Consider the following 20813-nt stretch of genomic DNA (forward strand, 5'->3'; position numbering starts at 1 on the left):
GCAAACGCTATGCGCGTTTTACTTAGCCTTCAGCAACTTCTGCAACCGGGGCTTGCTCGACGAATTCGTCGGTGCCGCCGTTAGCGTTGGTGCGACCACGGATTACCGAGTCAGCCATTGCACCCATGTACAGCTGGATGGCGCGGATGGCGTCATCGTTACCTGGGATGATGTAGTCAACGCCTTCCGGGCTGCTGTTGGTATCGACGATGCCGATAACTGGGATGCCCAGCTTGTTGGCTTCGGTGATAGCAATGCGCTCGTGGTCAACGTCGATAACGAACAGAGCGTCTGGCAGACCGCCCATGTCCTTGATACCGCCCAAGCTGCGATCCAGTTTTTCCAGATCACGGGTACGCATCAGCGCTTCTTTCTTGGTCAGTTTGGTGAAAGTACCGTCCTGAGCCTGAACTTCCAGATCACGCAGACGCTTGATCGAAGCACGGATGGTTTTGTAGTTGGTCAGCATGCCGCCCAACCAGCGATGATCGACGTACGGAGAACCGCAACGAGCCGCTTCATCAGCAACGATTTTGCCAGCGGAACGCTTGGTGCCAACGAACAGGATCTTGTTCTTGCCAGCAGCCAGCTTTTCAACAAAGGACAGCGCCTCGTTGAACATTGGCAGGGTTTTTTCGAGGTTGATGATGTGAATCTTGTTACGCGCGCCGAAAATGTATTTACCCATTTTCGGGTTCCAGTAACGGGTCTGGTGGCCGAAGTGCACACCGGCCTTCAGCATATCGCGCATATTGACTTGGGACATGATAGTTCCTTGATAAGTCGGGTTAGGCCTCCACGTATCCCGATCTCCAACCCTGCGAGCTTGTCGCAAAGCACCCAGGAAACCGTGTCGATACGTGTGTGGGTTTAAGCTTCCGGGCACGCAGCCCGTAAAGCGGCGCGTTTTATACCATAAAAGATAACCCCAAGCTACATGCATCATCAGCAAACAGCAGCACTCCCTCACGTGCGCCTTATGGCTAGCAGCCGGTAGCTGTTAAGATACCGGCCTTTCCTGTTCGCGCCCGAGAACCGCATATGACCGTTACCATCAAAACGCCCGACGAAATCGAGAAAATGCGCGTAGCCGGTCGCCTGGCTGCCGAAGTGCTGGAAATGATCGGCGAACACATCAAGCCCGGCGTCACTACCGAAGAGCTCGACCGTATCTGCCACGACTATATAGTCAACGTGCAGCAAGCCATCCCTGCACCGCTCAACTACAAAGGCTTCCCTAAGTCGATCTGCACCTCGGTGAACCATGTTGTCTGTCACGGCATCCCGAATGACAAGCCGCTGAAAGAAGGCGATGTGATCAACATCGACATCACCGTGATCAAAGACGGCTACCACGGCGACACCAGCAAGATGTTCATGGTTGGCAAAGTGCCAGAGTGGGCCGAACGCCTGGCCAAGATCACCCAGGAATGTATGTATAAAGGTATTGAGCTGGTAAAGCCGGGCACACGCCTAGGCGACATCGGCGAAGTGATCCAAAAACATGCTGAGAAGAATGGTTTCTCAGTGGTTCGCGAATACTGCGGCCACGGCATCGGCGCCGTATTCCATGAAGAGCCTCAGGTATTGCACTACGGTCGCGCCGGCACCGGCATGGAATTAAAAGAAGGCATGACCTTCACCATCGAGCCGATGATCAACCAGGGCCGTCCGGAAACCCGCACCCTGGGTGACGGCTGGACCGCAATTACCAAGGACCGCAAACTCTCGGCCCAGTGGGAACACACCATCCTGGTCACTGCCAACGGCTACGAGATTTTCACCCTACGCAGCGACGACACCATCGCCCGCACCTCAGCCTGACCAGCCAAGGGCTCTCGCCGCGCTTGTTCTATTAAAGGAAAGTTGTCATGCCGCAGGTAGACCCGGAGCTGTTCGACCGCGGCCAGTTCCAGGCGGAACTGGCCCTCAAGGCCAGCCCTATTGCCGCCTTCAAAAAGGCTATCCGACACGCCCACGAAGCGCTCAATGAGCGCTTCCGGAGCGGCCGTGACATACGCCGGCTAATTGAAGACCGCGCTTGGTTTGTCGATCAAATCTTGCGCGAAGCTTGGGATCGTCTGCCATGGAACAAAGATGCCGACATCGCCCTGCTGGCGGTTGGTGGCTACGGCCGTGGCGAGCTGCATCCTTTTTCAGACATCGACCTGCTAATCCTGCTCGACAACGCTGACCACGAAATCTTTCGCGAACCCATCGAGCAGTTTCTCACCCTGCTCTGGGACATCGGCCTGGAAGTCGGGCAAAGCGTGCGCAGCGTTGACGAGTGCGCCGAAGAAGCGCGCGCCGACCTGACGGTCATTACCAACCTGATGGAGAGCCGTACCATCGCTGGCCCCGAGCGGCTGCGTCAGCGCATGCAAGCGGTCACGAGCAGCGAGCACATGTGGCCAAGCAAAGACTTCTTTCTGGCCAAACACAAAGAGCAACGCGCCCGCCACAGTAAGTACAACGATACCGAATACAACCTGGAACCCAACGTCAAAGGCTCGCCAGGCGGCCTGCGTGACATTCAAACCATTCTCTGGGTGGCACGCCGACATTTCGGCACACTGAACCTGCACGCCATGGTCGGCCAGGGCTTTTTGCTGGAAAGTGAATACGCCCTGCTCGCATCTAGCCAGGAGTTCCTGTGGAAGGTGCGCTACGCCCTGCACATACTGGCTGGCCGCGCCGAAGACCGCCTGCTGTTCGATCACCAGAGCAAAGTCGCCGAACTGCTTGGCTTCGATGAGAGCGACAGAAAGCACGCCATCGAACGCTTTATGCAAAAGTACTACCGCGTAGTGATGGCAATTGCTGAACTCAGCGACCTGATCGTCCAGCACTTCGAGGAACAAATTCTGCGCGCTGGCCAAATCGGCAAAGCCACGCCAATCAATAGCCGCTTCTTGCTGCGTGATGGCTATATCGAGGTGGCGCACCCCAATGTCTTCAAGCGCACGCCGTTCGCCATCATGGAAATTTTCGTCTTGATGGCACAACTGCCGGATATCAAAGGCGTGTGCGCCAACAGCATTCGCTTGCTGCGTGAGCACCGCCACCTGATCGATGACGACTTTCGCAGCGACATTCGCAACACCAGCCTATTCGTTGAGTTATTCAAAAGCCCCCAAGGCATTCACCGCAACCTACGGCGCATGAACCGCTATGGCATCCTTGGCCTGTACCTGCCGGAGTTCGGTCATATCGTCGGGCAGATGCAGCACGACCTATTCCATATTTATACGGTCGACGCCCACACCCTTAACCTGATCAAGCACCTACGCAAGTTCAAGTGGGTTGAGCTGGCGGAGAAATTCCCCCTGGCCAGCGAACTGATCGACAAACTGCCTAAGCCTGAGCTGATTTATATGGCCGGGCTCTATCACGACATTGGCAAAGGCCGTGGCGGCGATCACTCGGAACTCGGCGCAGTGGATGCCGAAGCATTCGGCGTGCGCCACCAACTGCCCAAGTGGGACACCAAACTGATTGTCTGGCTGGTGCAAAACCACCTGGTGATGTCCACCACAGCCCAGCGCAAGGACCTGTCCGACCCACAGGTGATTTTTGACTTCGCCCGCCTGGTAGGTGATCAGACACGCCTGGACTATCTCTACGTGCTGACCGTGGCCGACATCAACGCCACCAACCCCAGCCTATGGAACTCCTGGCGCGCCAGCTTGCTACGCCAGCTATACACCGAAACCAAACGCGCCCTGAGTCGTGGCCTGGAAAACCCACTGGACCGCGAAGAGCAGATCCGCCTAACGCAAAGCGCAGCCCTGGACATCCTCGTGCGCGCTGGCATTGATCCAGACGATGCAGAGCAACTCTGGTCGCAACTCGGCGACGACTACTTCCTACGCCACAGCGCAATCGACGTAGCCTGGCACTGCGAGGCCATCTTGCAGCAGCCGACTGACGGAGACCCGCTGGTACTCATCAAGGAAACCACCCAGCGCGAGTTCGAGGGTGGCACGCAGATCTTTATCTACGCCCCAGACCAGCATGACTTCTTTGCGGTAACCGTGGCGGCTATGGCGCAACTCAACCTGAACATCCACGACGCGCGGATTCTCACCTCCACCAGCCAATTCACCCTCGACACCTACATCGTGCTTGAGGCCGAAGGCGGCTCAATTGGTGACAACCCGGCACGCATCAAGGAAATCCGCCAGGGACTGGTCGATACCCTGAAAAATCCGGACGAGTACCCAAGCATTATTCAGCGTCGCGTACCACGCCAACTCAAGCATTTTGCTTTTGCCCCGCAGGTGACCATCCACAACGACGCCCATCGCCCGGTGACCATCCTTGAAGTCACGGCACCCGACCGACCTGGCCTGCTTGCTCGACTCGGACGAATCTTCCTGGATTTCGACCTATCACTGCAGAACGCCAAGATCGCCACTCTGGGCGAGCGGGTAGAAGACGTGTTCTTTGTCACCGACGCGCACAACCAGCCGCTGTCTGACCCTGAGTTGTGCACGCGCCTGCAACAAACCATCATCACCAAGTTGTCCGCAACCGGCAGCCCAACGCCGCAACAAATCAGCATCTAAGTAACAACACGAGCAGGCCTCACCAAGAGGCCTGCTGCATCACCCTCAAATCCTGAAACTGTCCACCAACTGCTTGAGCCGGCCAACCTGTTGATCCAGCTCAGTACAGGCGCTGAGGCTGGACTGCAGGTTGCGCACACCGTCCTGGTTCAGCGTGTTGATCTCGGTGATGTCCATGTTCAGACTCTCGATCACCGACGTCTGCTCCTCGGTGGCGGTAGCCACGGACTGGTTCATGCCGTCGATATCACCGATGCGCCGGGTTACGCCACGCAGGTTCTCGCCCGCCTGCCCGCCAATACGCACGCTGTCATCGCTGAAGCGGCGGCTCTCGCCCATGGTCGTTACAGCATCACGGGCACCAGCCTGCAACTGCTCGATCATCTGCTGGATTTCCTGCGCCGAGCTTTGGGTTCGCTGCGCCAGGTTGCGCACCTCATCCGCGACGACCGCAAAACCACGCCCTGCCTCACCAGCACGGGCCGCTTCGATGGCGGCGTTGAGTGCCAGCAGGTTGGTCTGCTCGGAAATACCCTTGATTACATCGAGAATCTGCCCGATGTCATTGCTCTTCTGGCTCAGCACCTCAATATGACTACCGGAGGCCTGGATCTTGTCCGACAGCTCGCCCATAGAACTCAGGGTGCGCTCGACCATACTCTGCCCCTCTTCAGCATCACGCCGCGCATCACTGGCCTGCACCGAAGCATCAGCGGCGTTGCGGGCGATTTCCTGAGCGGCTGCACCGAGCTCATTGATCGCTGCGGCCACACTGTCAGTGCGCGCGGCCTGCTCGCTGGAGTTACCCATTGAGGCATTGGACGCCTCGACCACTGTACTCACCCGCGCATGCACTTCGCGCGTCGCCGAAGCCACTTCACGGAACGACTCGTGGATGCGTTCAACGAAACGGTTGAAAGCGCCTGCCAGCTCGCCAAACTCATCACCAGAGGCGATCGTTAAACGCTGAGTCAGGTCGCCCTCGCCTTCGGCGATACCGCCCATCGCGTGACTCATGACATGTAGCGGGCGCAGCAAAATACGAATCAGCGCACCGAGAAGCAGCAGAATAACCACCACCCCAATCACCGCCGCCATCAGAGCCGAAAGGCGAGACTCACGCAGCGCAGCGAACGCTTTGCCCTCATCAACGGACAGCCCTACATACCAGCGCACGCCTGCCAGCCCCTGTACCGGCAAAAAGGTCACGATACGCGCACTGCCATCGACAGCCGCTACATTCTGCAAGGCGGACTCAAGACGCGGCGCACCACTGGGGAACAGATCGGGCAGTTTTTTCAGCACCAAACTCTTGTCCGGATGCAGCAGCACAGTGCCCTTGTCGTCGACCAAGAAGGCGAAGCCCATGCCACCCAGGTCAAAGGAATTGAGAATATCGTCGATCGTCTGCAACTTGAGGTCACCACCCACTACGCCTTGCAGACTGCCCCCGGCACTCACCGGACGCGTAATGGTAATAAGCAGGCCATCCCGCGGATCAGCCGCCAGATAGGGCTCAGTCAAACCCGGCCCACTGTTGCCAACTGCACTTTTGTACCAGGGCCGCTGACGCGGGTCGTAGCCAGCAGGAAGTTCACTAATGGGAAACTGGGTATAAGTGCCATCAGCCTGACCGTAGTAGGCATACAGAAAGGCCGCAGCAATGCTGCGATGCTGCAGGTTTCTAGCCAGTGGTTGCGCTGCGCTGTCGTCCTGGATCGACTCAGCAAGGTTCTCCAGCAGTTGCATTCGCCCATTAAGCCAGTGCTGAATATTGCCGGTGGAGACCTGGCCGACATCATTGAGATAGTTAGCCAGGTTGGCGCGAATTGAGGTGCGCTGCAAATAATCGTTATACAGCGCGAATGATGCAAAAGCTGCGATGACTACCAGAGACGCCGCCAGCATAATTTTGTGGCTGAACTTGAGAGTGCGCATAGAAGGTCTCGCTAAAAGAAAGGTCGAATATGTATTGCGATCAGCGTATCGGCTTGAAGCAACCAGCCTTTAGAGCCTCAAGCATCAGCATAGCGACACAAAATGATGCTCATCGGACAGGTGAAAGGGAATTTTCCTAGAGCCACCTCACGTGCTAGTGTCAGCAGCTTTTTCGCCGCCCTACAAAGGACACGTCGGATCACCATGAACCACGCCCTCGCCCAGCTGCAGCCTTACCCGTTCGAGAAACTCCGCGCCCTGCTCGCTGGCGTGCAACCCGCCGCCGACCGCTCAGCCATCGCCCTGTCAATTGGCGAGCCTAAGCACCGCTCGCCGGCGTTCGTCGCCCAGGCGCTGACTGATAACCTCGAACAACTGGCGGTTTACCCAACCACGCTGGGTATTGCGGCGCTGCGCGAAGCCATCGCCAACTGGTGTAGCCGGCGCTTTAATCTGCCTGCCGGGGTGCTCGACCCTGCACGCCATGTGCTGCCGGTGAACGGTACCCGCGAGGCGCTGTTCGCCTTCACCCAAACCGTGGTTAAACGCGATGTCGGCGGTCTGGTGATCAGCCCCAATCCGTTCTATCAAATCTACGAAGGCGCAGCCCTGCTCGCTGGTGCGCAGCCGCACTACCTGCCCTGCTTGGAAGAGCATGGCTTCAACCCAGATTTCGACGCAGTCAGCGATGACACTTGGCAGCACTGCCAGATTCTCTTTCTCTGCTCACCCGGCAACCCCACCGGCGCGCTGATCCCAATCGATACGCTTAAAAAGCTGATCGCCCTGGCCGACAAGTTCGACTTCGTGATCGCCGCTGACGAATGCTACAGCGAGCTGTACTTCGATGAAGACCACCCACCAGCAGGCTTACTAACCGCCTGCGCCGAACTGGGCCGCAATGATTTCAAGCGCTGCGTGGTATTTCACAGCCTGTCCAAGCGCTCCAATCTGCCAGGCCTGCGTTCCGGGTTTGTTGCCGGCGACGCCGATATTTTGAAAGCCTTCCTGCTCTACCGCACCTACCACGGCTGCGCCATGCCGGTACAAACGCAACTGGCCAGCGTGGCCGCCTGGAACGATGAAGAACACGTCAAAGCTAACCGCGACCTATACCGCGAAAAATTCGATGCGGTGCTGGCCATTCTTGACGGTGTACTGGATGTACAGCGGCCTGATGGCGGCTTCTATCTGTGGGCCAAAACACCAATAGACGATGAAACATTTACCCGCGAGCTGTTCGCACGCGAGCATGTCACCGTGGTTCCCGGCTCCTACCTGTCGCGCGAAGTGGATGGTTTCAACCCAGGCGCAGGCCGTATACGCATGGCCCTGGTTGCACCGCTAGCTGAATGTATCGAAGCCGCACAACGAATTCGGCGCTTCGTCAGCAATCAGTAAACGCCCCACTTATCGCCGCCAGCGCGTTGCTATCGGGCAACGCAGCGGCACTCGACACCTCGCTAAGGCGCTGCCCACAGGACAGCGCCCGCCAGCAATCCTCAAGCGCCAGACTTAGTGTCGCAGGACACGTTCAGCAACCAAGCCACCCTGCCCACTGAAGACTCGTTTGTTAAGGTAGCCGCGTAAAGATCCTGATTAACCCCAGAGGAGCGGCATGAACGACCTGTACAACAACGCCCAGAATTGGCTTGAGCACTATCCTGAACTCTACAGCCTGACCGGTTTAACGCTGTTGTTACTGGCCGCCTGGCTAGCCAACTGGATGGTCAAACGCATCCTGCTAAAGGGGCTGTACCGCGCACTGAAAGCCACACCCATAGGTCAGAACGGCACCCTGCATGACTCACGGGTTACCGCGCGGCTTGCCAATGTTGTACCGGCAATGATCATCTCCGCCGGCATTTCCCTGGTGCCTAACCTGCCAGAAACTGCCGTCGCGGTAACACGTAATGTCTGCAGCGCGATTATCGTGCTGACCATTGCCCTGGCCATCAGTGGTGCCCTGACGTTACTCAACACACTTTACGAGAAACGCCCGAATGCCCACCTGAAACCGATCAAGGGTTACGTGCAGGTGGTGAAAATCCTGCTCTTTGCGATTGCCACAATCCTGATGATCGCCAGCCTGATCGATCGCTCACCGCTGATCCTATTGTCCGGCCTTGGCGCAATGGCCGCCGTATTGATGCTGATATTTCAAGACACCTTGCTGTCACTGGTGGCCAGCGTACAGATCACGTCCAGCGACATCATTCGCGTTGGCGACTGGGTTGAAATGCCGCAACTGAACGCTGATGGCGATGTCATCGACATCGCCCTGCACACCGTCAAGGTGCAGAACTGGGATAAAACCATCAGCACCATCCCAACCAAGCGTTTTATCAGCGACCCATTCAAGAACTGGCGCGGCATGCAAGAAGCCGGTGGCCGGCGGATCAAACGTAGCCTGCTGCTCGACCAGACCAGCATCCGCTTCCTCTGCCCAGAACAAATCGCCCACCTGCAGCGTTTTCTACTGCTCGGCCAGTACCTAAGCAGTAAACAGAGCGAGCTGCTCAGCTGGAACAGCGAACTGGCTGAAGCCAGCAAAGAGCCGGCAAACACTCGCCGCGTCACCAACATTGGCACCTTCCGCGCTTATATCGAGCACTACCTGCGCCAACACCCGAGTATTCACCAAGAGATGACCCAATTGGTCAGGCAGCTGGACCCGACAGCAAATGGCCTGCCGCTGGAGCTGTACTGCTTCACCAACACCATCGCCTGGGCCCGCTACGAGGCGATCCAGTCGGACATCTTCGACCACTTGCTAGCGATCCTGCCTGAGTTCGGTCTACGGGTTTTCCAGCACCCCAGTGGGGCCGATATGCGCGAACTGAAAAACGCCACGCAACCGGCTAGCCAAGGCTGACTAAAGAACGGGTGGCGATGACAGCAAAGCCGCCCGCAATTTTCACAAAGCCCAAAGCCTTTTACAGGCATAAAAAACAAACAAAAGCGTATTGCGCAACGATAAACACCAATTTTTTTCGCATTGCTTGCCAGCTTTTACCTCAGGGATTAGGGTTGGCGCTATGAACACTCACCACACCCTCATCCTGCTGCGCCAACACGCCAACCTCTGCTTGGTCAGCCAGCGACTGCGTGGCTAATTTCTAACGCCAGCGCCTCAATTTTGTTTTAGCTTTCGCCCGGTTCGCCATCTGCAACCGAGCCCAAAAGGACTCCCCATGAGCATGCTCAAAGATCCATCCAGCAAATACCGTCCGTTCACCCAAATCAGCATTCCAGACCGCACTTGGCCGGACAAAATCATCGACAAAGCCCCTATCTGGCTCTCCACCGACCTTCGCGACGGCAACCAGTCGCTGATTGAGCCGATGGACGCCGAGAAAAAGATGCGTTTTTTCAAATGTCTGCTGGCGGTGGGTCTGAAGGAAATCGAAGTGGGTTTCCCGTCCGCCTCGCAGACCGACTTCGACTTCGTCCGCGAACTGATCGAAGGTGGCCACATCCCGGATGACGTGACCATCCAGGTGCTGACCCAGGCGCGTGACGACCTTATCGAGCGCACCTTTGAGTCGCTCAAGGGCGCGAAGAAAGCCATCGTGCATTACTACAACGCCTGCGCGCCGAGCTTTCGCAAAATCGTCTTCAACCAGGACAAAGCGGGCGTCAAAGCCATCGCCGTGGCGGCTGGCACCACCATCAAGCGCCTGGCCGATGCCGCACCGGAAACCCAGTGGGGCTTTGAGTACTCGCCAGAAGTTTTTAGCAGCACTGAAACCGATTTCGCCGTTGAGGTATGCAACGCGGTGATCGCGGTGTTCCAGCCAACCCCGACCAACCCGCTGATTCTCAACCTGCCCGCGACTATCGAGTGCGCCACGCCGAACAACTACGCCGACCAGATCGAGTGGTTCGGCCGCCATATCGACAAACGCGACAGCGTGCTGCTCAGCGTGCACACCCACAATGACCGTGGCACTGGCGTCGCGGCTACCGAGCTGGCGGTAATGGCCGGCGCGGATCGCGTCGAAGGCTGTCTGTTCGGCAACGGCGAGCGTACTGGTAACGTCTGCTTGGTAACCGTCGCGCTGAACCTCTACACCCAGGGCGTGAACCCACAGCTGGACTTCTCCGACATCGACGCCGTGCGCAAGGTCGTCGAAGACTGCAACCAGATCCCCGTGCACCCTCGTCATCCGTATGCCGGTGACTTGGTCCACACCGCGTTCTCTGGCTCACACCAGGACGCCATCCGCAAAGGTTTCGCCCAACAGAAGAGCGACGCTGTTTGGGAAGTGCCGTACCTGCCAATCGACCCGGCCGATATTGGCCGCGATTACGAGGCGGTGATCCGCGTTAACAGCCAGTCCGGCAAAGGCGGCATCACCTTCCTGCTTGAGCAGGAATACGGCATCAACCTGCCACGCCGTATGCAGATCGAGTTCAGCCAGGTAGTGCAACGTGAAACCGACCGTCTTGGCCTGGAGATGACTGCTGGGCAAATCTACAAATTGCTCGACAGTGAATACCTGCAAGCCACCACCCCTTATGCCCTGAAAGGCCATCGCCTGCAGGAAGAGAACGGCACCAGCGCGGTCGATGTGGAGATTGTCTGCGAAGGTGAAACCCAGCACTGGCGCGGCATCGGCAAAGGCCCATTGGAAGCGCTGGTAGCCGGCCTGCCGGTCGCAGTGGAGATCATGGACTACTCCGAGCACGCCATTGGTGCCGGCACCAATGCCAAGGCAGCCGCCTATATCGAGCTGCGCGTCAACGGTGGCCGTGCTCTGCACGGCGTGGGCATCGACGAAAACCTGACCACGGCGAGTTTCCGTGCGCTGTTTAGCGCACTCAACCGCGCCATTGCTCAAGCAGCTGAACAAGCCGCCTAAGCACCACCTAGCAAGCCGTCAGCCCTGCTTTACGGCAGCTGACGGCGCGCTGGCCAGGTAACCCGCTGTCGCTTGTAAGGCTTGGCCGATATCTGGCCAAGTCAGTTGGTGTCGCTGAACGAATGCTTCGGTCGCAGCGGTATCGAAGCGCGTGGTCTGGATAAAATCCAGCGACTCGGCATCGGTGCGCAACAAACGCGGAACACCCGGCACCTTTAACAGCGTGCGCAATAAACCTATCGATACATGACGGCTCGGCGCAGGCACCCTCAGCGCCTGCGCCAACAGCTGCAACATGCCTTGTAAGTTGGGTGTATGTGCATCCAACGCCAATATCTCCTGCCCGGCCTGATGCACATCAAACGCAGCCGCCACCATCAACGCCGCCAGAAAGTCCACAGTCACCAGCGGCAGCCAATGAGCTGTTGATCCGGGAATTGCACTCAAGCGGCCGCCGGAAAGATTTTCGATCAAGCCAGCCAAGGGCTGCGCAGGCAAGATATGCCCGCTCTGGCTATGGCCACAAACGGTTGCAGGATGCACCACGGTCAACTCGGCGTTCAGCTCACGCATGGCGGCCACGACGCGAAAATGCGCCTCCAACTTGCTGCCTTCATAGCCGCCGGTACGCCGATAGAGCCGATCCCAGTCAGTATTCAGCGGATTAGCCAGATCAATACCAACACGCTGTAAGTGCCCATGATTAGCCAACATATAACCACCGACCATCAGCAAGCGACTACCCTGCTGCGCGGCCAACTCAGCCACTGCCAAAGCCCCCTCGACATTGACCTGGCGCGCCTGCCCGGCAGATAGCCCCCAGGCAAACTGCGCGCCCAGATGGAACACCACCGCCACATCGCGTATCTGCTCACGGGCCGCGGCATCCAATCCCAGGTCCGCACGCGCTAAATCACCTGTCACAGCCGCAAGCAACTCACCGTCACCACCCAACTGATTGATCTGTAACCGCAACGCCGACAAGGCTTGCGGTTGACGCATCAGCAGCGTGACTGAGTACCCCTTACGGGTCAGCACAGCCAAGAGGTGCTGGCCGATAAAGCCGCTGCCGCCGGTTACCAAACAGTGTTTATGCATGATCAATCCACCCGAGCCGTTAATAACCCGAGCACGCTAAACTATCGAGCACACTCTACAGTCAAGCGAGATTTTCATGCGAATTGGCGAGTTGGAAAAACGCAGTGGCGCAAGCCGGCACACCCTGCGCTATTACGAAAGCCTGGGACTGATCAGCACCGGACGATCAGCCAACAACTACCGCGAATACAGCCCACAAACACTTGATGACCTGAGTTTTATTCAACAAGCACAGAGCATGGGTTTTACCTTGGGCGAAATCGGCGAGATTCTCCAGGCCAGGCGTGAACAACAAATGGACTGTGCGCAAGGTGCGCGACTGGTCACGCGCAAGCTGGCGGAGGTTGAGCAGAAGATTGCCGAGCTGCATCAGTTACGCGAGTTTCTACACAACGAGAAGCTACGACTGGAAGCCAGCGCTGCCGCGCAAGCAGCACTGGCCAAGCAGCCCACACGCTAAGCGAGACCACTCAAAATAAAATCATCGGCATCCATATATGCAGGGAAGCGCTGCCGATAAGCAGCCAGTTCTGCCGCTTTGAGTGTCGTGCGGAACACTCCATCTGCACCTTGCGGCATAAGCAATGGCTCACCCTGAAAGTCCAGCACCTGGCTGTCACCGCTGTAGGCATAACCGTTGCCGTCTTCACCGATGCGGTTAACCGCCGCCACATAACACAGGTTCTCGATCGCCCGCGCAGGCAGTAGACGATTCCAGTGATTACGCCGCGCCGCCGGCCAGTTAGCGGTGTACAGCAACAGATCAGTCGCCTGCGAATCTCGACTCCACACCGGAAACCGCAGGTCGTAACAGATCAACGGCCGCACCTGCCAACCTTTCACGTCCAGTACAACTTGCTGCTCGCCAGCGCGGTAATGCTTATGCTCACCGGCCATGCGGAATAGATGACGCTTGTCGTAATGCACCAAACTGCCATCCGGCCGCGCCCACAGCAGGCGATTGCGGTATGAACCGTCAGCAGCCTGAATAATCAGGCTACCTGTGACCACAGCCTGTAGCTCCTGGGCCTGCTCAAGCAGCCACTGGCTGGTCGGGCCATCCTCAGGCTCGGCCAGGGCAGCAGAATCCATGGAAAAGCCGGTGCTGAACATCTCCGGCAAGACGACCAGATCTGCCCCCTTTGCCTGCTGCAGTAACGCCTGAAAGTGCGCGCGATTGGCTGCTGGGTCTTGCCAGGCCAGCGTGGTCTGGATCAGCGCCAATTCCAGATCGGGCAACCGGGTTAAATCGCGCATAGTTTTTCCGCCGCCTGGCTCAGGGTTTCTTCACGTTTGGCAAAGCAGAAGCGCACAAGACGTAAATCCTTGGGTGGCTGCTGGTAGAACACCGATACAGGGATTGCCGCCACGCCATGCTCGCGGGTCAGCCATTCAGCCATCGAAACATCATCCAGATCGGGGCGAATATCCGAATAGTCGGCCAGCTGGAAATAGGTGCCGGCGACGCGGGTAAAAGCAAAGCGCGAGTCAGCCAGCAGGTCGCAGAACAGATCACGCTTGGCCTGGTAGAACGCCGGTAGCTCGTCAACGTGCTCAGGATGCTCAGCCATGTAATCCGCCAACGCCCATTGCAGCGGCGTCACACCACAGAAACTGACGTACTGATGCACCTTACGCAACTCCGCACTCAAGGCGGGTGGCGCGATCACATAGCCAGTTTTCCAGCCGGTGACGTGATAGGTCTTGCCGAATGAACTTACGACAAAAGCGCGCTGATACAACTCGTCATGAGCCAGCACACTGGCGTGCTGGCGACCATCGAACAGCAGATGCTCATAGACCTCATCGCTGATCAGGTAGATATCGCGCCCGCGAATCAGCGCAGCGAGTTGATCCAGTTCTTCTCGGCTAATCAATACACCGCTGGGGTTATGCGGACTGTTAAGAATGATCAGCCGCGTCTTGCTACTCAGCGCTTCCTGTAGCCGCTGCCAGTCGATAGCGAAATCAGGCAAGGCCAGCGGCACATGCACGCAACGCCCGCCGGCCAGTTCGACTGAAGGTTCGTAACTGTCGTAGCAGGGATCAAAGACAATCACTTCATCGCCTGGGTGGACCAGAGCCTGTACCGCGCAGAAAATTGCCTGTGTGGCACCCGGTGTGATGGTGACTTCACTGTCGGCACTGACGACTCGGCCATAACAGCGGGCGATTTTTGCCGCTACCTGCTCACGCAGGGCCGGCAAGCCAGTCATCGGCGCGTATTGATTATGCCGGGCAGCGATATGCCGGGTGACGGCATCACGCAGCCCCTGCGGACCATCGAAGTCCGGAAAACCTTGGGACAGGTTTAGTGCGCCGGTTTCGGCGGCAAGTTGCGACATGCGAGTAAAGATGGTGGTGCCGACGTTCGGCAATTTGCTGACAATCATTAAAGCGGCATCCAGCTTGAGCGCGAGTGATGCAGCAGAATAGCCGATCCCCCAGATACACAAAAGGCACCCGAAGGTGCCTTTTAAGAGCGTTTTAACCCAAGCTTAGCGCTTGTCTTTACGCTTTTTCTCAGCCTTCTTGTGGTGGCTCATCAGGCGACGCTTCTTGTTCACCTGACGATCCGTGAGGGTGTTTTTGTTGCCCTCATACGGGTTATCGCCGCCCTTGAACTCGATACGGATCGGCGTACCGACCAGTTTGAGCACACGGCGGTAGGTGTTTTCCAGGTAACGGATATAGGACTTGGGCACCGCCTCGACCTGGTTGCCGTGAATAACGATCAGCGGCGGGTTAGCACCACCCAAGTGGGCATAGCGCAACTTGATGCGGCGGTTTTGCACCATGGGTGGCGCGTGATCGCTGACGGCGTCTTCAAGAATCGTAGTCAGACGGTTGGTCGGCCAGCGGGTGATCGCCGACTTGAATGAGGCCTGCACCGACTTGTACAGGTTGCCCACCCCGGTACCATGCAGCGCTGAGATAAAGTGGATATCGGCGAAGTCGACGAAGAACAGTCGGCGTTGCAGTTCGACCTTCACATAGTCGCGCTCGCTGGGTTCCATGCCGTCCCATTTGTTCAGGGCGATTACCAGAGCGCGGCCGCTTTCCAGCACGAAGCCGAGCAGATTGAGGTCATGGTCAACCACACCTTCGCGGGCATCCATGACGAATACAACGACGTTAGAGTCCTGGATCGCCTGCAGGGTTTTCACCACCGAGAATTTTTCCACCGCCTCGAAGATCTTGCCGCGACGACGTACGCCGGCAGTGTCGATCAAGGTGTACTTCTCTTCATCACGCTCGAACGGGATATAGATACTGTCGCGGGTAGTGCCGGGCTGGTCATAGACGATCACCCGGTCTTCACCCAGCATGCGATTGACTAGGGTCGATTTACCGACGTTGGGCCGACCGATAATCGCCAGCTTGATGCCATCCTTCTCGCTCGGGCCGGGAATACGTTTAGCTTCCTGACCTTCAAGAACGACTTCCTCTTCCTCGCCCTCTTCCGGCTCGCTGGCATCCTTGGGGAAAGAACCCAGCACGGCTTCGAGCATCTGGGTGATACCGCGACCATGAGCACCGGCAATCGCTAGGGACTCGCCCATGCCCATACTGGCGAACTCGGCGCGAGCCAGATCAGTATCGATGTTGTCGACTTTGTTGATCACTAGAAAGCTGCGTTTGTTACGACGACGCAAGTGCTCACCAATCATCTGGTCAGAGGCAGACAAACCTGCGCGAGCATCAACCAAGAACAGTACGGCATCGGCTTCTTCAATAGCCTGCAGCGACTGCTCGGCCATTTTCGCGTCAATGCCTTCTTCGTCACCGGAAATACCACCAGTGTCGATGACGATGTAGGTTCGCCCCTGCCACTTGGCCTCGCCGTATTGGCGATCACGGGTCAGACCAGACAGGTCGCCGACAATCGCGTCACGGGACTTGGTCAAGCGGTTAAACAGGGTGGACTTACCGACATTCGGACGGCCCACCAGGGCAATTACGGGAACCATTAGGCTCTCCACTTCGTTATTTCAGAAAATACAAAAGCCGCTGCAGAGGCAGCGGCCGGAATTAATTGCACTGGCTATGCTGCACAACCCTATGTGTTGGGCAGCATAACCAAAGCGTCAGCGAACAATCACTTGATGGTCAGCGCCACCAGTTTGCCGCTGTTGCCAAAGGCATACAGCCAGTCGCCCACTACTAGCGGGCGAGCACGCATGCCATCGCTGTCAATGCGTGTACGACCAACGAAACGACCATCCACCTGACTAACCAGATGCAGGTAGCCTTCCAGATCACCGAATGCTACATAGCTAGAGAACACTTCCGGTGCCGACAGTTGGCGGCGTGCTAGAGCATCATTGCTCCACAGTGCCGACGCCGAACGCTCATCGATACCTTCAACAGTACCGCTGGCCAGGTTGACATAAACGCTGCCATAACCCTTGGCCACGCCTACTGAGCTGGATGCTTCACGCTGCCAAAGGATGCGCCCGCTTTCCAAATCCATCGCGGCGACGCGGCCCTGGTAGCTGACGGCATACAGCGTGCCGCCCGAAAGCAGCAAACCACCGTCGATATCCACGACGCGATCCAGCTCGGAACGCCCCTGCGGAACAGCTACACGCTGCTCCCACACAGGAATGCCGCGCTGCGCATCCAGAGCAATCACCTTACCGGTCGACAGACCGGCAATCGCGAGGCGGTTGGTCAGTACAGGACTACCGGTACCACGCAGAGTCAACACAGCCGGAGTGTTTTCGAAAATCCAGCGCTGCGAACCCGTGTTCGCGTCCAAAGCGATCAAGCGATCATCCTGGGTTTGCACCAGCACCACATCGCCATTCAACGCAGGTGCAGCCAGCACCTCGCTGGTCACGCGGGCACGCCACTTCTCTTCACCTGTAGCGATGTCCAGGGCAATGATCTCGCCTTTCAACGTACCGACCACAACCAAGCCATAACCTGCAGCTACGGCACCGGAAACTGGCAGTTCCAGATCAGCCTTCCAGATAACCTTGCCGGTCATGCGATCCATGGCCACGACCAAGCCTTCGACGTCTGCGGCATAAATCTGCTCGCCATCAATGGCCGGCACCAGCATGTTGAAGGTTTCGCCTTGGCCATCGCCAATTGAGCGGCTCCACTCTTTTTGCAGCTGAACCTCTTCCTCGAACTTAGGCAGATCGGCCGGAGGCAGTTCCTTCTTGCTATTGCTGCTGCAACCTACAGCCAGAACGGCCAGGGCCAGCAGTGCGGCATTCTTCCAACGCATCACGTCACGCATCCCCTTTTGCCAGATCATCCAGCTTCATTTGTAAACCCCCGACAGCAGCATCGTCAGAGAGCGCAGCTTTGGCTTTTTCGTAGGCGGCATGGGCATCATCGGCACGGCCGAGTTGCACCAAAACATCACCTTTAACCTCTTCGCGACCGGCTGCAAACGCTGGGTCAACCTTGGCATCCAGCAATTTCAAGGCATCTTCGGGCTTGTTCTGAGCAGCCAAAACACGCGCCAGGCGCTGACGCGCCAATTCACCCAGGCTGTCGTCAGCCGGCTTATCGACGATGGCCTGTAGCTCGCTAGCGGCGTCATCCAACTTACCCGCCTCGACCGCCACTTTGGCCACGAATAGGCTGCCGTATTGGGCGTATTGAGTACCGGCATAATCACTTTTCAGGGTGTGGGCCAGTTCTGCAACTTTACCAGCGTCAGGCTTACCGCTCGGATCCAGAGCGGCTTCTAGCAATTGCTGATAAACCAGCGAGGCACCATGAGCCTGATTACTCTGATACCTCTGCCAGCCCTGCCAGCCGAATACCAGCACTAACGCAAGCGCAACACCGGTCAGCAGTGGCATGCCGTTACGCTGCCACCAGTCCTTGATTACCGCCAGTTCTTCATCATCAGTACGCGAAACCACCCCAACACTCCTATTCGCTAAATCACTTAACAGGCGCTCAGGCCTAATTGGCGCAAGTCGCCAGATGATCGGCGAGTGCCGACCAGGCAATACTTTGTTGCTCGCCCTGACCGCGCAACGGCTTGCAACCTACCACTTGCTGGGCCAGCTCGTCTTCACCAAGAATCAAAGCGTACAACGCACCACTTTTATCGGCCTTTTTGAACTGGCTTTTGAAGCTGCCAGCGCCGGCATTTACCTGTAGACGCAAACCAGGCAACTGATCACGCAGTCGTTCGCTCAAAGCCAGCGCGGCCAACTCAGCAGGCTCACCGAAAGCGCACAGATAGACATCGACCGTGCGGGCGATTTCAGCCGGTACTTTACCTAGAGTTTCGAGTAACAGCACCAAACGTTCGATACCCATGGCAAAACCCACACCAGTGGTCGGCTTGCCGCCCATCTGCTCGACAAGGCCGTCATAGCGGCCGCCGGCGCAGACAGTACCTTGGGAGCCAAGCTGATCGGTGACCCACTCGAAGACCGTCTTGCTGTAGTAATCCAGGCCACGCACCAATTTCGGATTGATTACGTAAGGCACACCGACCGCATCGAGGCGGGCTTTGAGGCCTTCGAAGTGGACCCGCGATTCCTCATCCAGGTAATCCGCCATCTTCGGCGCATCTTGCAACAGCGCCTGAGTCTCTGGCGCTTTGCTGTCGAGCACACGCAATGGATTGCTAACCATGCGCCGACGACTGTCTTCATCTAACTGGTCGGCATGCGCAGTCAAAAACTCGACCAGCGCATCACGGTACACCGCACGAGCAGCGCTGGTGCCCAGACTATTGAGCTCAAGCTTCACGGCATCACGAATGCCCAACAGACCCCATAGACGCCAGGTCAGAACGATTAGCTCGGCATCAATATCCGGGCCATCGATATTGAAAACTTCCACACCAATCTGATGAAACTGGCGGTAACGGCCTTTTTGCGGACGCTCATGACGGAACATCGGACCGATGTACCAGAGTTTCTGAGTTTGCCCACCACCAGACAAGCCATGCTCAAGTACCGCACGTACGCACGCAGCGGTACCCTCAGGACGCAAAGTCAGGGAGTCGCCATTACGGTCATCAAAGGTGTACATCTCTTTTTCGACGATGTCAGTGACTTCACCTATCGAGCGCTTAAACAGCTCGGTGAACTCAACGATGGGCATGCGCATCTGCCGATAGCCATAGCCATCCAACAGACTAGCCACGGCACCTTCAATGTAACGCCAAAGCGGAGTCTGCTCGGGCAGGATATCGTTCATGCCACGAATGGCTTGCAGGGGCTTGCTCAATTTACTTCCTTAATAGTCCTAGCTGCGCACGATAACTGCGGCGTCAGCAGCGACCTTATCAGCCGCTTTCTGGCGGATCAGTTTTTCCAACTCATCAACCAGGTTGTCATTGCCCAGCTTTTGCGCTGGTTTGCCATCGATATAAATCAGGTTCGGCGAACCGCCGGTAAGGCCAATATGAGCCTCCTTGGCTTCGCCAGGACCGTTAACTACGCAGCCGATCACCGCCACATCGAGCGGCACCAAGAGGTCTTCAACGCGCTGTTCCAGCTCGTTCATAGTTTTCACAACATCAAAGTTCTGCCGCGAACAGCTCGGGCAGGCAATGAAGTTGATCCCACGCGAACGCAAGCGAAGGGACTTCAAAATATCGAAGCCAACCTTGATTTCCTCTACAGGATCAGCGGCCAAGGAAATACGAATCGTGTCGCCAATACCCTCGGCCAGCAACATACCCAGACCGACTGCGGACTTGACGGTACCCGAACGCAAACCACCCGCCTCGGTAATACCCAAGTGCAGCGGCTGCTCGATTTGCTTGGCCAACAGGCGATAGGCCTCAACGGCCATAAATACGTCGGAAGCCTTTACGCTGACTTTGAAATCAGGAAAGTTCAAGCGATCTAAATGCTCGACATGGCGCAATGCAGACTCGACCAGAGCAGCAGGGGTCGGCTCTCCGTATTTTTTCTGCAGATCTTTTTCCAGCGACCCGGCATTCACACCAATACGGATCGGAATACCTTTGTCGCGCGCAGCTTCAACTACGGCTCTGACCCGATCTTCGCGGCCGATATTACCCGGATTGATGCGCAGGCAATCAACCCCAAGCTCAGCCACGCGCAAAGCGATCTGGTAATCGAAGTGGATATCGGCCACCAGTGGAACATTGACCTGCTGCTTGATCCGACCAAAAGCTTCAGCGGCATCCATATCTGGCACCGAGACCCGCACGATGTCGGCACCAGCAGCTTCAAGGCGACGAATCTGCGCGACAGTCGCAGCCACATCATTGGTATCGCTATTGGTCATGCTCTGTACGGCAATTGGCGAGTCACCGCCAACAGGTACTGAACCAACCCAGATTTTGCGTGAAATACGACGTTTGATTGGCGACTCGCAATGCATG

Annotated in this window: 16 protein-coding genes and 1 pseudogene; 6 read left to right on the plus strand and 11 right to left on the minus strand. The window is 57.2% G+C overall.

Translation table 11 applies throughout. The features are described 5' to 3' along the window. Nucleotides 1–22: 22 nt before the first annotated feature. Entirely contained in the window at nucleotides 23–766 is a 744-nt protein-coding gene (gene rpsB, locus VCA57_RS09530; RefSeq protein ID WP_411184752.1) for a 30S ribosomal protein S2, read from the minus strand. A 275-nt stretch (nucleotides 767–1041) separates the two neighbouring features. Here rpsB and map point away from each other — a divergent pair, with 275 nt between their 5' ends. After that, nucleotides 1042–1824: a type I methionyl aminopeptidase gene (gene map / locus VCA57_RS09535; protein ID WP_411184753.1), complete on the plus strand. Its 783-nt coding sequence runs from the start codon at nucleotides 1042–1044 to the stop codon at nucleotides 1822–1824. 47 nt (nucleotides 1825–1871) lie between these two features. Beyond that, nucleotides 1872–4568, plus strand: coding sequence for a [protein-PII] uridylyltransferase (locus tag VCA57_RS09540; RefSeq protein ID WP_411184754.1), 2697 nt, complete (start codon nucleotides 1872–1874; stop codon nucleotides 4566–4568). A 45-nt stretch (nucleotides 4569–4613) separates the two neighbouring features. Here the strand turns inward: VCA57_RS09540 and VCA57_RS09545 are convergent, their stop codons facing one another. Both VCA57_RS09545 and VCA57_RS09550 read right to left on the minus strand, forming a co-directional pair. Then, nucleotides 4614–5378, minus strand: coding sequence for a methyl-accepting chemotaxis protein (locus VCA57_RS09545; protein ID WP_411184945.1), 765 nt, complete (start codon nucleotides 5376–5378; stop codon nucleotides 4614–4616). Between the two features lie 90 nt (nucleotides 5379–5468). Continuing rightward, nucleotides 5469–6506, minus strand: a pseudogene (locus VCA57_RS09550) (cache domain-containing protein); the annotation flags it as partial. A gap of 204 nt (nucleotides 6507–6710) precedes the next feature. On the opposite strand from VCA57_RS09550, the gene dapC reads away from it, so the two are divergent. The 3 genes from dapC (at nucleotide 6711) to leuA (ending at nucleotide 11371) form a co-directional block, all read left to right on the plus strand. Next, the gene (gene dapC / locus VCA57_RS09555) at nucleotides 6711–7907 is read left to right on the plus strand and encodes a succinyldiaminopimelate transaminase (RefSeq protein ID WP_411184755.1); all 1197 of its coding nucleotides are present in this window, start codon (nucleotides 6711–6713) and stop codon (nucleotides 7905–7907) included. 217 nt (nucleotides 7908–8124) lie between these two features. After that, the gene (locus VCA57_RS09560; protein WP_411184756.1) at nucleotides 8125–9381 is read left to right on the plus strand and encodes a mechanosensitive ion channel family protein; all 1257 of its coding nucleotides are present in this window, start codon (nucleotides 8125–8127) and stop codon (nucleotides 9379–9381) included. Nucleotides 9382–9700: 319 nt separating this feature from the next. Further along, complete coding sequence (gene leuA / locus VCA57_RS09565) at nucleotides 9701–11371, plus strand: 2-isopropylmalate synthase (protein ID WP_411184757.1); 1671 nt, start codon at nucleotides 9701–9703, stop codon at nucleotides 11369–11371. Between the two features lie 18 nt (nucleotides 11372–11389). Here the strand turns inward: leuA and VCA57_RS09570 are convergent, their stop codons facing one another. Beyond that, nucleotides 11390–12469, minus strand: coding sequence for an SDR family oxidoreductase (locus VCA57_RS09570; RefSeq protein ID WP_411184758.1), 1080 nt, complete (start codon nucleotides 12467–12469; stop codon nucleotides 11390–11392). Between the two features lie 76 nt (nucleotides 12470–12545). On the opposite strand from VCA57_RS09570, the gene VCA57_RS09575 reads away from it, so the two are divergent. After that, nucleotides 12546–12929, plus strand: a complete 384-nt coding sequence (locus tag VCA57_RS09575) for a MerR family transcriptional regulator (RefSeq protein WP_411184759.1) — start codon at nucleotides 12546–12548, stop codon at nucleotides 12927–12929. Here VCA57_RS09575 and VCA57_RS09580 read toward each other — a convergent pair. The 7 genes from VCA57_RS09580 to ispG form a co-directional block, all read right to left on the minus strand. Further along, nucleotides 12926–13726, minus strand: a complete 801-nt coding sequence (locus tag VCA57_RS09580; protein ID WP_411184760.1) for an amidohydrolase — start codon at nucleotides 13724–13726, stop codon at nucleotides 12926–12928. The two genes, VCA57_RS09575 and VCA57_RS09580, sit on opposite strands and share 4 nt — an antisense overlap. Next, nucleotides 13714–14862, minus strand: a complete 1149-nt coding sequence (locus VCA57_RS09585) for a pyridoxal phosphate-dependent aminotransferase (RefSeq protein WP_411184761.1) — start codon at nucleotides 14860–14862, stop codon at nucleotides 13714–13716. Before VCA57_RS09585 ends, VCA57_RS09580 begins: the two co-directional genes overlap by 13 nt. Nucleotides 14863–14967: 105 nt before the next feature. After that, the gene (gene der, locus VCA57_RS09590) at nucleotides 14968–16440 is read right to left on the minus strand and encodes a ribosome biogenesis GTPase Der (RefSeq protein WP_411184762.1); all 1473 of its coding nucleotides are present in this window, start codon (nucleotides 16438–16440) and stop codon (nucleotides 14968–14970) included. A gap of 128 nt (nucleotides 16441–16568) precedes the next feature. After that, a complete protein-coding gene (bamB, locus tag VCA57_RS09595) occupies nucleotides 16569–17720 on the minus strand; it encodes an outer membrane protein assembly factor BamB (RefSeq protein WP_411184946.1) in 1152 nt (383 codons plus the stop codon). After that, nucleotides 17713–18294, minus strand: coding sequence for a tetratricopeptide repeat protein (locus VCA57_RS09600; RefSeq protein WP_411184947.1), 582 nt, complete (start codon nucleotides 18292–18294; stop codon nucleotides 17713–17715). Before VCA57_RS09600 ends, bamB begins: the two co-directional genes overlap by 8 nt. 106 nt (nucleotides 18295–18400) lie before the next feature. Beyond that, nucleotides 18401–19684, minus strand: coding sequence for a histidine--tRNA ligase (gene hisS / locus VCA57_RS09605; protein ID WP_411184763.1), 1284 nt, complete (start codon nucleotides 19682–19684; stop codon nucleotides 18401–18403). An 18-nt stretch (nucleotides 19685–19702) separates the two neighbouring features. Then, nucleotides 19703–20812 carry a flavodoxin-dependent (E)-4-hydroxy-3-methylbut-2-enyl-diphosphate synthase gene (ispG, locus tag VCA57_RS09610; protein ID WP_411184764.1) on the minus strand — a complete coding sequence of 370 codons (1110 nt, stop codon included), beginning with the start codon at nucleotides 20810–20812 and terminating at the stop codon, nucleotides 19703–19705. Nucleotide 20813 lies beyond the last annotated feature (1 nt).

It is taken from the genome of Pseudomonas sp., assembly GCF_046581935.1.
Lineage (GTDB): Bacteria > Pseudomonadota > Gammaproteobacteria > Pseudomonadales > Pseudomonadaceae > Aquipseudomonas.